The organism is Liquorilactobacillus uvarum DSM 19971, assembly GCF_001434935.1.
GTDB lineage: Bacteria > Bacillota > Bacilli > Lactobacillales > Lactobacillaceae > Liquorilactobacillus > Liquorilactobacillus uvarum.
The window spans coordinates 1-15,232 of sequence record NZ_AZEG01000035.1; the positions used below are offsets into that span (position 1 = coordinate 1).

Annotated in this window: 13 protein-coding genes; 4 read left to right on the top strand and 9 right to left on the bottom strand. The window is 35.8% G+C overall.

The features are described from left to right. The 8 genes from FD20_RS10810 to FD20_RS10845 all read right to left on the bottom strand — a co-directional run. Positions 1 to 1,683 (bottom strand): GH25 family lysozyme (locus FD20_RS10810; RefSeq protein ID WP_268871954.1); only part of this gene is annotated, 1,683 nt, incomplete at its 3' end. Between the two features lie 286 nt (positions 1,684 to 1,969). Continuing rightward, the gene (locus FD20_RS10815; protein WP_057738503.1) at positions 1,970 to 2,707 is read right to left on the bottom strand and encodes a CpsD/CapB family tyrosine-protein kinase; all 738 of its coding nucleotides are present in this window, start codon (positions 2,705 to 2,707) and stop codon (positions 1,970 to 1,972) included. Between the two features lie 472 nt (positions 2,708 to 3,179). Then, complete coding sequence (locus tag FD20_RS10820) at positions 3,180 to 3,638, bottom strand: YbaK/EbsC family protein (RefSeq protein ID WP_162255648.1); 459 nt, start codon at positions 3,636 to 3,638, stop codon at positions 3,180 to 3,182. Positions 3,639 to 3,915: 277 nt separating this feature from the next. Continuing rightward, positions 3,916 to 5,496 carry a hypothetical protein gene (locus FD20_RS10825; RefSeq protein ID WP_057738507.1) on the bottom strand — a complete coding sequence of 527 codons (1,581 nt, stop codon included), beginning with the start codon at positions 5,494 to 5,496 and terminating at the stop codon, positions 3,916 to 3,918. Continuing rightward, positions 5,489 to 6,256 (bottom strand): ABC transporter ATP-binding protein, encoded by a 768-nt coding sequence (locus FD20_RS10830; protein ID WP_057738509.1) that lies wholly within the window; start codon positions 6,254 to 6,256, stop codon positions 5,489 to 5,491. The genes FD20_RS10825 and FD20_RS10830 overlap by 8 nt, the downstream gene beginning before the upstream one ends. A gap of 194 nt (positions 6,257 to 6,450) precedes the next feature. Continuing rightward, positions 6,451 to 7,032, bottom strand: coding sequence for an LOG family protein (locus FD20_RS10835; protein ID WP_057738511.1), 582 nt, complete (start codon positions 7,030 to 7,032; stop codon positions 6,451 to 6,453). Positions 7,033 to 7,331: 299 nt separating this feature from the next. Beyond that, positions 7,332 to 8,624 carry a peptidase T gene (gene pepT / locus FD20_RS10840; RefSeq protein WP_057738513.1) on the bottom strand — a complete coding sequence of 431 codons (1,293 nt, stop codon included), beginning with the start codon at positions 8,622 to 8,624 and terminating at the stop codon, positions 7,332 to 7,334. 9 nt (positions 8,625 to 8,633) lie between these two features. After that, positions 8,634 to 10,280 carry a peptide ABC transporter substrate-binding protein gene (locus FD20_RS10845; RefSeq protein WP_057738522.1) on the bottom strand — a complete coding sequence of 549 codons (1,647 nt, stop codon included), beginning with the start codon at positions 10,278 to 10,280 and terminating at the stop codon, positions 8,634 to 8,636. 827 nt (positions 10,281 to 11,107) lie between these two features. Here FD20_RS10845 and FD20_RS10850 point away from each other — a divergent pair. After that, positions 11,108 to 12,298 carry an MFS transporter gene (locus tag FD20_RS10850; RefSeq protein WP_057738515.1) on the top strand — a complete coding sequence of 397 codons (1,191 nt, stop codon included), beginning with the start codon at positions 11,108 to 11,110 and terminating at the stop codon, positions 12,296 to 12,298. Positions 12,299 to 12,423: 125 nt separating this feature from the next. Here FD20_RS10850 and FD20_RS10855 read toward each other — a convergent pair whose 3' ends face one another. Next, positions 12,424 to 13,371: a GH25 family lysozyme gene (locus tag FD20_RS10855; RefSeq protein WP_057738517.1), complete on the bottom strand. Its 948-nt coding sequence runs from the start codon at positions 13,369 to 13,371 to the stop codon at positions 12,424 to 12,426. A gap of 345 nt (positions 13,372 to 13,716) precedes the next feature. On the opposite strand from FD20_RS10855, the gene FD20_RS10860 reads away from it, so the two are divergent. The 3 genes from FD20_RS10860 to FD20_RS10870 all read left to right on the top strand — a co-directional run. Further along, a complete protein-coding gene (locus tag FD20_RS10860) occupies positions 13,717 to 14,262 on the top strand; it encodes an NADPH-dependent FMN reductase (protein WP_057738519.1) in 546 nt (181 codons plus the stop codon). Between the two features lie 281 nt (positions 14,263 to 14,543). After that, positions 14,544 to 14,789, top strand: a complete 246-nt coding sequence (locus FD20_RS10865; protein WP_057738521.1) for a hypothetical protein — start codon at positions 14,544 to 14,546, stop codon at positions 14,787 to 14,789. A gap of 145 nt (positions 14,790 to 14,934) precedes the next feature. Continuing rightward, the coding region (locus FD20_RS10870; RefSeq protein ID WP_170207698.1) for a KxYKxGKxW signal peptide domain-containing protein at positions 14,935 to 15,232 on the top strand (298 nt) is incomplete at its 3' end.

Sequence of the window (15,232 nt, forward strand, 5' to 3'; positions counted from 1 at the left end):
TTTACTATTGATATACTGCTGGCCATATTGCATCTGACCGCTGGTATTATAGTAGACCGTCTTCTTTTGAGCTGCTATATATTGAAAGCCAGTCTTCATCGCGCCTGTATTTTGATCGAACAAGTACCATTTACTATTGATATACTGCTGGCCATATTGCATCTGACCGCTGGTATTATAGTAGACTGTCTTCTTTTGAGCTGCTATATATTGAAAGCCGGTTTGCATTATACCATTCGCATCAAATAGATACCATTTACCGTCAATGTTTTGCTGACCAGTTTTTACTTGATCATTGCTTGTAGACACAGTTTTGGTTGTAGCACTAGTACTAGGATCCTGATTTGCTGCAGCAAAACTTATGCTACCGGCACTATCTTCCAGAAACCCATTATAACCAATCGTTAGATCAAGCGCACCAGTATAGCCATCAAGTGTGCCATTTGCACTGAATTGCCAAGCCCCATATTTTGTGTTCAAAAGATTACTAGACGAAGGATGATATGGATACTGTGCAATCCAAGTTCTTGAAGATCCAACTGTCGCAACAATATCAGTTAAATATTCATATCCAAGATTGGTATAAACACCATGGTTAGTATAACCAGCTGTATTCAAAATCGACCAGAAGTCGTTCAAGTATGTACCTATTTTAGAAACCTTTGTCGCTGCATCCTCGACATCAGCGATAAGTAGTATATTTTTGGCAACATTGTTAAGTGTAAGAACAGAGTTGAGGTAAGTTGCCTCACTTTTGGCGCTCGTAGAATCATTAAAGGTTGCGTAGTGATAAATATCAACGTTCAAACCAGCTGCATTCGCATTTTTTATCTGCTGCAACGCATTAGGATTGGTGTATGAGGCGCCTTCTGTCAACTTAACTATAACTGTTTTAACGCCTAAATTTTTTAAAGTCTTGAAATTATCAAGTGTCATACCGCTTTGGTAGGAAGAAACATCTACGGCAGAAACAGTTGGTCGCGTCGTATCATCGATACTAACTTTATCAATTTCAGTAGTAGCATCTTTGACACTTTTGGCAACTATTTTGGTTTGACTTTTTTCAGAAGATGCTCTTGAAACAGAAGATGAGGATGAACTTGAAGAAACTGCTGTTGTTTCAGAAGCCTCATTTGATGCAGTTTTCACTACCTCGCTTGTCTTTTCCGCACTTGTTGCAGCTTTTGAGTTCGTATTATCTGCTGTACTGCTATTTTCACTAGATTCCGAAGAACTGTTAACTGAACTTGGTGCAGCTTTAGATGATTCTTGCGAACTCGCTGTAGATGCGGAAGAATCATCTTTAGTAGAAGCAACGGTCATCGAAGAACTCTCAGAAGTACTTGTTTCTTTATTACTTTGTCGAATAGAGTCAGCACTAGTTGATTCTGTTGACGATGCAGAGCTTTCTGACATCCCACCAGTATTAGTAGTTTTGCTAACAGACGAACTAGACAAACTAGAGGATCCAGATGTACTTGTTGAAGTAACACTGCTCGATTCCGCCTGTGTCATTGAAGCCATAGCAGCATCTGCCTTCTGCTCAGAAATGACAAGCAGTGCACTAGCAACCAAGATTCCGGCTGTAAAAGAACGCAAGATACCTAGTCGTTGATTTTCGAGAATCGAATCAGTTTTCTTCACAGCTAAGTGAGAAGCTTTTCTAAAAAATAAATTTGACATATATGTAATCAGCTCCCGTAAAGTATTGTTCGTATTTTTTTTATAAAAAACATATCTCCATTTTAACACATGTTAATCTCATTTAGCCTATTTCTTTTATCTTGAATGCCTTACTATCGGTCTTTTTGATAAATCGATAAAAAAATACCCTTATTCAAATATATGTATATTTGATAAAAGTATTTTAGTAAAAAAAGAATAATAAGTTATCAGTATACTAAAGGATCTCGATTTTTGTCATAAACTATCTAAAATAGTATCCTTTTTCTGAAGATCTATCATTTCTTTAATTTTTATTTTTTTCATAATACCCATAATACCCGTAGTATCCATTTTTATTTTCAGAAGCAACATCGTTTAAAACCGTACCTAAAATATGTCCACCCACGTGGTTTAATAATTCAACAGCACGATGAACGGCTTCTTTTTCAGCAAAATTTTTCTTAACAACAAGAATCGTACCGTCAACCTTCGTAGAGAGAATCTGCGCATCAGTCACCGACAGTAGAGGCGGTACATCAAAAATAATTAATGCAAGTTTTTTGTACAAAGATTTTATCAGCTCATCCATCCTGTGCGAATTAATCAATTCTGAAGGATTCGGTGGCACCGGTCCGCTTGGCATGACCAAGAGATTAGTGACAGATGTTTCATAAATCGCATTATTTATGTCAAATTCATGATCTGTCAAATAATTGGTCAGTCCCTTAGGATCTGCAATGCTAAAAGTCGTATTAATCGTTGGTCGACGCATATCGGCATCGACCAACAGTGTTTTCAGACCCTCGTTTGCAAACGTTACAGCAAGATTAGCTGCAATCGTTGACTTTCCCTCTGATGCCAAAGCAGAAGTCAGCATCAAGGTTCGATACTTTTTATCAACATTAGAAAACTGAATATTAGTCCGTAAAGTTTTAAACTGCTCGGAAATTACAGAATTTGGTAAAGCAGCAGTGATCATGTGAACACCGTTTTCCATTGTATCATTTGAAAGTTCTTTATTTTTCTTGTTGAAGAACCACATCATTATCGCCTGCTTTCGTGTGAGAAAGACATCGACTTACAAAAATTACATATTCAACTAAAAAACGTTCAAAGTAAATAAAGCCCAACCAACTATACTTTCACTTTAATTAACACTTATGGTAACATATTTTTAAAATTATTTAAAATAATAAACTTTAATTTGTATTATTTTTTTAATACCTTAGTATTCAAAAAATTGACAGACAAAAAAACCTCCCCATTCAGTTATTAGGAAGATAGGATGAATTGAGGAGGTGGATGTGAACACCGGATAATTAATTCTTTGTGGAGAAATAATGTTTTAAGTAAGTTCACATCCTTTTCAAATATAATATTCCTACCATACTATTATTTCAACAAGAATCAGGTTTTTACTTTTTTTCAAAAGATGTACACGATTACTTATTAGGAAATCTAATTTCAGAGCAGATTCTGACCAACAGAAACACCCAAAATTCAAAAAGATCAATTTAGCTCTCAACCATTTTGGGAGAATGATCAATATACCTTAAAAAGATTAATAAATCTGAAGAAGATATTATAAGAATACTTTTTTCATTTTGCAGTTTGATTCCTACCAATTCATACTTCATCAATTGATTATCAATAATCGGCTTAACCTGTTTTTTTGTATCTTCAATTAAAACAAATGGAGTCAACTTATTGATCTTACTTTCAAAAAGTTCGTCTATCTGATCTTTCTCGCAAAATATCAATTCTTGTTGTTGCCTGCCTTTGCCAACTAACCAAATAGCTTGCATTGAGATGTACATACAGTAATTTTCATCTGACTTGTTATAAAAAAGACTACTTTTGAGTAAAGGCCAATTATCATCAGCTGCTCTATCAGTTTGAATATGTTGTTTTGCATAGTTCATTTTAATTTTTTTCAAGATTGAAAATAGCTTTTTATCTGTCATGATCTTCACACCTAACCATCCCTTTCAAAAAGTACCTTAATTCACGGAACTAAAAATCCGACAATTCAGTAATTTTCAAAGTTTGTTTTGCATGATTTCACAAAATATGACTTATCTTGGTTTAAGTATCCAACTAAAAAAGGACAAGGTCAAAACTAACATCCTTGTCCTTTTCTTACACCGTGCCCTACCAAGATAGAAAGTTAACATTCATTTGCGAATAAAACCAGAAATCTGCTTTGGGAAAAAGTAAATTTTTATATTTTACGACAATTTCAACTTTTTGTTATTTCAGCTTTTTTTGCCAAAAAGTTATCTGATATTTCCATATCACTCCAGCACTGCTTGCAAAAATGATTAATCCAAAAAAACTATTAATCAACCAAGACACTGCTGTGTATTTAATCAAATAAAAGTATCCAGATATAATAATTCCAAAAACAATCATTCCACCAAATACTACCAGCATAGAAACAAGAGTCCCCCCACCGCGATTAAACAGCTGAGTTACGTTTCCCCACTCTAAGTCACGTAAACGCCAATCGCGGGTGAAATAAATCAGACTGATAAGATACGCACCCCAAATTACGCCCAGCAGCAGCGCAACAAAATTTACACCTGTTATATGCAGCCAAAAGCCGACAGCTATTGTTAAAACAAGCAAATAAAGTGTTTGTAAAACCCACATAGTCAAGAATTTCAAGCGTAAGTAAACTAAAAATGAAATTGGCAGAGTTTGAATGAAAAAAAGATTGCTCCGATCTAATGATATTCCTAACGCAGTCAACGAATACGGACCAATTGACAGTGCACTTATCGCAATTCCGCTAAGAAAAAACACGCCGAAATACATTAGTGAGAAATGTTCAAAAGAAATTCCACTTCCGTCTCCAGACAAAGCTCCCGCTCCTAACATAATAAATGGAAAAGTTGTCATATAAAAGTTTTGCATAAGTAAGGTTGGATTCTGCAAAAGTTTTAAATTATATCTGATCAACTGTTCTTTCATTGATCGTGAATTACCTGCTCGTTTATTTTTCTTTCGTAGAGTTCTATTATTTTTGTGCTCGACCATCAACTGTGGAAACAACCAACGATCTGCCAGAACTGCTAAAAGGACAACAGCTGCCAAAATAATTGTCAGAAAAAACAACGAACTGCCATTTAAAGGATAAACTAATATCCTATGCAGCAAATTAAACCCAAACAACCCAGTTTGATTTGCAGACATTGTTTGAGACGTGTTATTGATTAAAAAAATTGCTGCTATCATAGCGACAAATGAAATAGCCAGCAATAGAAGTGTCATCATTTTTTGGTGTTGTCGAAATATTTTTGTCTGAGCTAAGCCAAAAACAACGAATGTACAACTTAAGAATAATAAGCTTAGATATAGTATAAATAAAATGATGGCTATCAAAAAACTGACAAACCAGTTATCTGCGTGGACACTTGTCATAATAAATACCCATAGAATCGGAATAGCAAATGACAGATTCGCCATTTGGACAACTATTGTTTTCGCCAAATAAATTGTTCGCTGGTCAAAAGGGAGGGGCAGGTAAGCTCCTTGATCATTACTTTCAAAGAAAACATTATTTATAACACTAATATTCTGACTGACCAACATAAGTGTGAACAAAGCAATAAATTTCGTAAAGATAGCCGTTTGAATTGCTAAGTTGAAACCTAATAACGTTACTCCGTATAACGCTACAAATATTACGCCTATTAATATGTATTGCCGAAGCAGCGCAAATGTTAACTTTCGACCTGTTTTGCCGCTCTGTCGAGCTTTGCTAGTTGCTTGTGGATTGGCATATAAAAGATTGATCTTAGTTAACTGCCATAACTGGTTTTTATTCACCTAAGTCATCTCCCTCCAAATCTTTGACAATTTGTGAATCATTTTGACGCCCAATCATTTTTAAATAGATTGTTTCCAAAGAAGCATCAGGCATAGTCGCAAGCAGCTTGTCTAAGCTCCCGTTATACACCAATTTTCCTTGCTTCAAAATTGCAACCTCATCACATAATTCCTCTGCTGTTGCAAGATTGTGAGTTGAAAAAATAACCATCTTACCTTTTTGAACATGTGCTCGCATAAGCTGCTTTAAATCATAAGTCGCTTGCGGGTCCAATCCCGTCATTGGTTCATCCAAAATCCATATATCAGGATCAGGCAAAAGAGCACCAATAATGATTGTTTTTTGCCGCATACCGTGCGAAAAGTCGGAAATTGGCGTTTCAACTTCGTCTTGCATATTGAAAAGATTAACTAATTTTATCAATCGTGCTTTCTTTACTTCTTCCGAAACTTGATATGCTGATGTAATCAGATTCCAATAGTCATTAGCCGTTAATTCCAGAAAAATATCAGGTGAATCTGGCACATATCCGATTTTTTGTTTAATCTTCAATCGATCTTCAGTTAGATTCATCCCATTTACGATTATGTCACCACTAGTTTGCTGAATGATGCTTACCAAACTCTTAATAGTTGTCGACTTTCCTGCACCGTTATGTCCCAAAAAGCCGAAAATTTTTCCATCGGGTATTGTTAATGATAAATCTGCTATAGCAGTCTTATCTCCATATGTTTTTCTTATGTGTTCAAATGTAATCAAGCAATCTCCTCCTATTTATATATTTTATTTTCTCAAACTAGGTGTGTTTGTCAAGCAGACCTCCAAGAAACAATGTTTTTTCGCAATAAAAAAATGATCATCACATGCTGCAAAGTCTAAATGCTCAACTGAGGAGCCAACATTTAGAGATGTATCACAACTTGCATCTGATCATTTTTTGACCATTATTCTTTTCAAAGACCACTGGCCTTCGGATACGTTCGTATTTTAGGGGGGACATAGTTTGTCATAAAACTAAAAATATCATCCAAGGATTCAGAAAAAAACAGCTTCTTTCGGTCAGTAACCGTTAAAAACTCTTTCTTAGTCATTTCATCAAACATTCGTTCCAAGGGATCATAATATCCATTGACGTTATAAAAAGTACACGGATTAGGATTATTTCCCAGCCTAGCCCATGAAAAGGCCTCAATAATCTCTTCAAGTGTCCCAGGTCCACCGGGAAGTGCAATACATCCATCCGATATTGCCAACATTGTCTGTTTTCTGACTGACATATCTGCAACCACTTTTAAATCAGTCAATTTGTTGAAAGCTGCCCCACGCTCTACTAATTCTTGGGGCATTACACCACGAACCTTCCCGCCGGCAGAAAGTACTTGATTAGCCAATATACCCATCAAGCCAATTCCACCGCCGCCGTAAACCAGCTCAAGATCATGTCTAACCAAATATTTTCCTAGTTTAACCGCTGCTTTTTGATAAGCTGAATCGTTTCCCGCGGAAGCACCACAGTATACAGCTATTTTTTCCATAATCTTTCATTCCTATCCCTGTTATAATGTTCAAAAGTTATTTCTCCAATATTTTAGCATCTCCTATACCTGATTTGAACTAAAAAATATGAGCAACTAAAATAAAATTGACTTTCTGTAGTTGTGTACATTAATAATTTTATGAATAGTTTAATTAAGATTAGGTAAACTATCGCATGAAACATATATTTTATGCGAACAAGCTCAATTTGAGTATTTCTAATTAACTTGATAGGAAATATAAAGAAAATGGTATGAGGAAATCAACACAACAATTTTAACTGCCATACAAACAATTCTTAATTCCCACTCTTTTCTGTTGCGTTAAATTTTTTTGCGGTTTCCTTACTATTCAAGTGATGTTCCTCAAGAATAGTAATTATCGTTTTGGCGACCAACAACATCCCTTGAGTTGTCACAAACTCATATGGCCCATGAAAGTTTTCACCGCTATTAAAAAGATTAGGTGTCGGTATGCCTTTTTCTGTCAAAGCATTGCCATCCGTTCCACCTCTAAAGGGATGAACGACCGTCTCTAAACCAAGTCTTGAATAAGCTTGTAAAACTAGATCAGTAATATAAGGTTGCTGTTGAATTGCATCAGCAATGTTATGGTATTGATCTTTAGTCTCTATGAAAATTTTAGGCTCATCAAATTCACTGTTCAACTGATCTACTACTTTTTTAAGAAGCTTCTTTTTATTAATAAAAGCATTTTTATCAAAATCTCTGATAATAACATTTAAATTAGCCGCTGTAATTGTCGCTGAAAAAGATGTTACTAAGAAAAAGCCATCTCTATTCTTACTTTTTTCCGGCACTTCATCCCTTGGCAATGCTGCTACCAAACGATTAGCAAGTGTTATTGCATTAATCATCAAACCATACGCATTACCTGGATGGACTGCCGTCCCTTTTATAAAGATTTTGGCTTGTGCTGCGTTAAAAGTTTCATTTTCTAATTGACCAGGCAATCCGTTATCTAAAGTAAAGGCAAAATTCACCTTGAATTTTTCAACATCGAACCTTTTTGCCCCCAAACCAATCTCCTCATCCGGTCCAAAAGCAAAGCTAACTGCACCATGTTCAACGTCTGGGTGTTCTATCAAAAACTTGATCGCAGTGACAGCAGCAGCAATCCCAGCCTTGTCATCAGCCCCTAGTAGAGTTGTTCCATCAGTCGTGATCAAGCGTTGCCCTTTATAGTTCTTCAAATTAGGAAAATCACTGACACGCATGACAACATTAGATGCCTTATTCAATACGACATCCCTTCCATCATAAACAGGATGAACCTGCGGATGTATATTATCAGCTGGAAAATCTGCAGTATCTAAATGAGCAATAAACCCAATTGGTCTAGAATCAATATCGGTATTAGCTGGGAGCGTAGCGACAAGATATCCGTCTCTTTCATCATAAACTATATTTTTTACACCAATTTTTTTTAAATCGTTCTCTATTAATTTTGCTAGCTCTATTTGGCCCTTTGTCGTTGGAATACTGGTACTATTTTCGTCAGATCTGGTGTCAATTCGGGCATACTTTATAAAAATTCGCTCAATGAAATTTAAATAGTCTTCATTCAACATTCCAACCTCCTAATTTGCAATATAAGTATTTTTCCAATCATATGGAACACCTGCTGGATTATATACAACATTTTTAACATTAGAGCGCAGTAACTGCGATTTTGCAACCTGATACAATGGAATCGTCCCCTGCTGTGTCATGAGCAGCTTTTCTGCCGCTACCAACTTCTCCCAACGCTTTTCTGGTTGATTACCATACGTATTTTCTGCTTGATCTGTCAATTTATCGAATTTTTCATTTTTCCATCCGGCAGTATTATATGACGAATTACTTTCATAGATATCCAAAAAATTGATTGGATCAGCAAAAACAGATTGCCATGTTTGAATCGAAGCTTCGTAATTACCTGCATGCTGTTTAGCAATTAACTGAACAAATGGAATAGTTGATACACTAATTGATACTCCAGGCAATTTTGCTAATGCACTTTGTAAGTATTCAACTGTCTGTTTACTGCTATCTGTATCAGCAGTTAATACTGTAAACTTCAGTTTGTGAGTACCTGTTTCCTTATATCCCTTCTTTAAAAGACTCTTAGCCTCTTGTAAATTATACGAAACTGCTTTTTCCACATAGGATTCATCGTTAAAAGACTGCTGTGTTCTTGGATTCTTGCCCATTCCCGATGGAACAAAGCCCTTAAGTGGAACCGAACCGTCCTGAAGTACATTCTGGGTCAACGCTTTGCGATCAATCGCCAATGAGAGCGCACGTCTTATATTGAGATTCTTAAAAGCAGAAATTTTATTTTGATTCAAATCAAGTCTTGTCGTTGCTGTAGGCAGGCGTTTAACAAATGCCTTATTATTTTTGTTATTTTTAACTTGCTGGCCACTCAATAATGTTTCATCTACTTTTTTATCACTATACAGCTCATAACTAGTTGTGGTGCTTTCAGTTACTAATTCATTGATTTTCTTCAGATGTACAGCGCTTTTTGCCCAGTAATCAGTATTTTTGATAAGTGTCCATTTTTTATTCGTTCCTGTCCATTTGGTAAGCTTGAACGGCCCATTTGAAAGGGTATAACGAGCTTGTGTGCCGTATTTCGTTCCAAATTTATCAACAGTTGTTTTATTCATCGGGAAAAACAGCGGCCAGGCCAACAGTTTTTTGAAATAACTGACAGGTTTCGTCAGTTGAATTTGCAATTTATATTTTCCTAAGGCTTTTATACCCAAGTCCTTTACGTTTTTCTTGCCCTCGTTTATTTCTTGTGCATTTTTTACTTGGTAAAGATAAAAGGCATCCTGAGATGCTGTCTTAGGAGAAAGCGTCCGCTGCCATGAATAAACAAAGTCTTTGGCAGTTACCTTTTCTCCATTTGACCACCTAGCATTCTTTCGTAAGTCAAAAGTATAGGTTTTGCCATCTTTTGAAATTACCGTTTTTGTTGCGAGTGCATTGCGTGGCACGCCATCTTTATCTAATCGGTAAAGTCCCTCTTGTGTATTCAAAAGAACATTAAAACTCAGTGTATCAGTTGCCTTCGCAAGATCAGCAGTCGCTAGCGCTGAACTTTCAGTCCAATTTAATGTTTGATTAGTTGCGTACTTCCCCTGGCCTTTACTTTGACTATTACTGTTACCTCCGCAAGCTGTTAAAAACAGTGCAGTTACTATTGCTGTGAAACCTAATTTGAAGAACCTTTTCATTCGAATTTCTCCCCCTTTTAAAATAAAATTTAACATTAAACAAAAAAATCCCCCTTAAGTGCAAATTACACTCAAGAGGGACGAAATTATTATTTCGTGTTGCCACCCATTTTCAATAAAGCCTCACAGCTCTATCCTTACTAGGTACATTTTCATACCTAAGTGCTATAATGGGCAGCCCATGAACAGTTTGCAAAAGCTAACTGCTCAATCACTCAAAGACCATCTTCATAATTTTCCGCTACTGCCGTTCTCACCATACCCGGTTCTCTGTAAGTAGCTTCTAATTATTACTCATCTTATCAACGTCAAATTATTATTCGAATGTTAGAATTCTACAACATAAATACGATTTCTGTCAATTAAATATTTTAGGGCAAAAAAAAACAGCCCCACAAGATAAAGTTTCTGGCTCTTTCTGTTTACCTTGTCTAAATTAATCTAACTAACTTCTGTCGTTAACAACTTTAAACTTCGTCAGAACCATTAACAACCTTGTTAATCATCTTGCCGGACTGCTGATAAATAAGGGATAGCCAAACTCTAACCTCTTTTCTAACTGTTTATGACAGCTTTTTTTGCTTGACTCTCACACAAGTGTAAGACCAAGCTTTCGATTATAGCGCTTGCTATAACCCCTTACACTCTGTATTATAAAGCATTATTTAAATTTTGCAAGCGCTTTATCTTAAACGCCATCATAAAGTTATCAAGATCTTACATCAGGTGCTAGTTTTTTGGCTTTATAATTGCTAAAATTAAATACGTAGCTATCCACTTTTCAAGTGTATTTTTTGATATTTTTATTTCCTACTGGAGGATTTTATATGTCTACTAGGTTACATCATTTTTCTTTGGTCACTTTAGGTATTTTCTTAATTGGTGCTAATTTGCGCCTTCCAATTACAATGATCCCCCCACTGCTTCCTGAACTGAAAGAGACTCTTGGTTTATCACCGAACACTGCTGGCTTTTTAACAACAATCCCGTTATTAATGTTTGCAGTGCTTTCTCCACTAATTGCCAAACTAGGTAATACTAAAGGAAATGAATGGAGCCTTTTGGCGACATCGTTCTTGCTGATGATCGGCAGTTATTTGCGTGCTGTTCCCAATATTTTTGTCCTTTTATTTGGAACTTGTTTAGTTGGTGCTGGCATTGCAGGCGGTAACGTTTTATTACCAGCCATCATTAAAGATCATTTTCCATTAAAAATCGGTGTTATGACCAGCCTCTATACTGTTTCCATGGGATTAGTTGCCTCATTTGGTACAGGTTTGTCAGGAATTTTAGGGACACATATTGGCATGCCGAAAACAATCAATGTTTTTTCAACGGTTGGTCTGCTTGGCTTTGTCATCTGGGCGTTAGTCTTCTGGAAACTTCCAGCACAAGAAAAAGATGCATATACTGTTCCTAAACAGGACACCCGCGTATGGAATAACCGACTTTCATGGTTAATTGCTCTTGCTTTTGGAATTCAATCGCTGCTTTATTACTCCTTATTAACATGGCTGCCTTCTTTATGGCAATCAGCAGGCTTTACAAAAATTGCAGCCAGCAATCTAGCAACATTATTTCAAATCAGTGGAATCCCTCTCAGTCTTATAGCACCAATTATTGGTATGAAAAAGCATGGAACCGTTTTTCTTTCATGGGGGATTATGGCAGGATTTATTTTAGGAACATTAGGAATTATGCTAACAGGAACAAACTTCGTCTTAAATGCTATTTCTGCAATTATCATGGGAGCAGCTTCTTGTGGTGCTTTCTCCCTTTGTATCATTTATTTTCAAATTAAGACGAATAATATTCATGAAACAGCACAACTTTCAGGCTTTGCGCAATCCTTTGGTTATGCAGTTGCAGCAGTCGGTCCGATCCTTTATGGAGCAATTCAAAACAGTACACATTCTTGGAATTTAATTTTACTTTTAACGATTTTGCTTGCATTAATTATGTTTATCATTCAATTAATCATCAATCAAAGTCAGCCACTCAAAAAAGAGAATATTTAGAAAGATCTTTTAAAGAAAATTGCTTCCATAAGTCAAGATCAATTCTAGTTTGAAGAACTACTTAATGCCAGTTCTCCAAACTTTTTTTATGCTCAAAGCCTCTCTTTCTACGATTGAAACCTCAATTATGCTGAATTCTCAGAAATTCCAATTTTGCTGAACTCACCCCAATAACTTGTTCTCTGACCTTCATATGCTTCTCCACTTGCCAAATATCCAAATTTGCCACCTGCTCGTGGCTGACGTAACCAAACATAGCCATCGTGAAAAGAATAGGCATCATAGTCAATTGTAGAATTGACAGGCAAAAGAGCGATAACGGCACTTGTTATTTTTGCTCCCCAGCGCAATCTAATTGTTGCATGAGTAATGAATTTGCCGTGCTGATAAAACCACTTATCACCGAAACCATCCGTGAAATTGTTTGCTTCCTTATTCATTAATACTTTATTTTTAACTGCAGATAGTGATTTTGTATAAAACCCGTTGAAATCATAATTCATGTCAACCTTACCCCCATCAACATCAAAACTATTTGTATACTGCCATAAACCAACATTTTTTACTCCAGGAGCGGAGACCCCATAGTTAGCTACCCATAGATTTTTAGCGATTAGTTGATCAACATCAAGCCTTTTATTCCAAAACCAGCTTGCCATTGAGTAAATATCAACATGTGGATAACCAGAATCTTTAACTCTTTGTAAAAATGTATTTGCATCCTTTGTAGCAGGATTAGCATTTTGCTTATCTTCTATGTCAAGCGCTAGTATTGAATCAGAAGTAATTCCCAACTCCCGTGCATGTCGTGTAAACCAGTCTGCCTCTTCTTTTGCATCCTGCTGGCCGTGAAATTTGGCGTAATGATATGCATGCACGAACAATCCTGCTTTTCGTGCATGTTTAATCTGCATCACTGCTTTGGGATTAAGATAGGCACTGCCAGCTGCACTGCCTTCTGTTAATTTTATGATCACTGCACGAACTTTTTTAACACGCAAAGCTTGAAAAAAAGTCAATGTAGCCGGCTGATAACTGGCTACATCAGCTACTAATTCGCAATACTTAGTCATTAATACTCCTCCTTCATTTTAAATTTAACCATGTTCACCTTTTAATAACGTTAAAATAAGAATGTCTGTCAAAATAATCAACAACTGCATCTAAAATAAACGTATTGTTTAAAAATAAAGTTTGTTTCTTAAAAATATAAGATTCTATACCTTTTCTAAAAATTTTAAGAAATCGCTAACAAATTATAAAAAATAATGCTAAATTATCGCTGGCTTTCACAACAATATGTTATTCTTAACTGTGATAGATGGGCTTTAAACAAGCTTCGAGACAAAAAATTTGGCAATAGATATTTTAGTGATATACTTACTAATTGTAAGTTAAAAAGAAAGGAATGATTTAATATGACAAAATATGGTGTTATTGTAGGTTCGATTCGTAAAAATTCTTATTCAAAAGGTGTTGCTGATGCTCTTGTTGCTGGTTTACCGGAGGACTCTGAAGTGACTTATATAGATATTGCTTCTCTTCCATTATACAATCAAGACTATGATGCAGATTCTCCCGCAGAATACACTAGGTTCCGTAACGAAGTTGCTGCACAAGATGCATTTATTTTCGTTACACCCGAACATAACCGTAGTATTTCAGCGGCACTTAAAAATGCTTTAGATGTTGCATCACGCCCTTGGGGACAAAGTGTTTGGGCAGGAAAACCAGCGCTTGTTGCTTCACAATCTATCTCAGGTATCTCAGGAGTATTAGCACATCATATATTACGCCAATCATTAGTTTTCTTAGATATGCCAACTATGCAGCAACCTGAACTATACATTGGTAATACTGACAAGCTCTCTGATGAAGAAGGACACATCACTAATGAAGGAACTAAGAATTTCTTAGCCGATTCTGCCAAAAAATTCAGTGAATTCGCAAAAAAATTTATTTAAATTGACATATTTTGAAATTAGATTCATTTTGAAGATGGTGTTTGCTTTAGTTCTTCAAAATGAATCTTTTTCTTTGCGCTAAAATAAAATGCTTTATAGTTAAAATTCAAGCACCTGTTTTAGTCTAGGCCAGACAAGTAGTTTAGTTCATTGCGTTTTTAATAGTTTAACTTAATTGATCTTTTTACTTTCAACTTTTAGTCACTTACTTTAGAATAGTAGCAGGAGAGTCATTTCTGTTGATTTTCGTAAAAATGGATTTGCAAGAGAGGAGGAAAGCCATGGCCAGTTATGAACTTGTTGCAAGCGTTCAACATTTTGATTTGTTTTCAGACGCTGACGCACATCAAATCTTAAGAAAAAACACTCGTACTCAGGAACAACGAGAATATCGTTTAACACCAGTGAATTTCATCGCCTTTTTGAGCGAAATCGATTTATATAATAATTCTCATCAGAATACAGAAAAGTTTGTACATCATATCGAAGAACATTACTTAAATATCGGTAATCGAATCGTCCGATAAACAACCCTATTCATTAATTATTTTCAATCATATTACATTAGGTTTACATTTATTATTTATTTAGCTATCGAATTTGCGGCTATGCTATTATAGATTCGGGAAGTTTTAATCTTAAAGGGACATATAAGTAGGAGGTTAAGTTTTTATGCATAAAAAAAGCGAAGAAAAGTTGCATTATAAAATGTATAAGGCCGGGAAATACTGGTTGTTTAGTACCATTGCACTCTCCTCTTTCGCTGCTGGAATACAGTTAAGACCAGCATCAGAAGTACTAGCTAGTCAAACTCAAAAAACTGCAGAAAACCAAAGTACCACGAAAAATGATTCGTCATCGCAGCTTACTGTCTCTACATCTTCATCGAATATATCAGGTTCCTCTAGTTCTACTGCTAAAAGCAGTTCGGCTGATTCTGTTAGTTCATCTTCAAGCAGTGATGCTTCAA

Coding starts and splice junctions, on each gene's coding strand:
- FD20_RS10815 (WP_057738503.1), bottom strand. CDS start 2,707: ATGTGGTTCTTCAACAAGAAAAATAAAGAACTTTCAAATGATACAATG.
- FD20_RS10835 (WP_057738511.1), bottom strand. CDS start 7,032: ATGGAAAAAATAGCTGTATACTGTGGTGCTTCCGCGGGAAACGATTCA.
- pepT (WP_057738513.1), bottom strand. CDS start 8,624: ATGTTGAATGAAGACTATTTAAATTTCATTGAGCGAATTTTTATAAAG.
- FD20_RS10845 (WP_057738522.1), bottom strand. CDS start 10,280: ATGAAAAGGTTCTTCAAATTAGGTTTCACAGCAATAGTAACTGCACTG.
- FD20_RS10850 (WP_057738515.1), top strand. CDS start 11,108: ATGTCTACTAGGTTACATCATTTTTCTTTGGTCACTTTAGGTATTTTC.
- FD20_RS10855 (WP_057738517.1), bottom strand. CDS start 13,371: ATGACTAAGTATTGCGAATTAGTAGCTGATGTAGCCAGTTATCAGCCG.
- FD20_RS10860 (WP_057738519.1), top strand. CDS start 13,717: ATGACAAAATATGGTGTTATTGTAGGTTCGATTCGTAAAAATTCTTAT.
- FD20_RS10865 (WP_057738521.1), top strand. CDS start 14,544: ATGGCCAGTTATGAACTTGTTGCAAGCGTTCAACATTTTGATTTGTTT.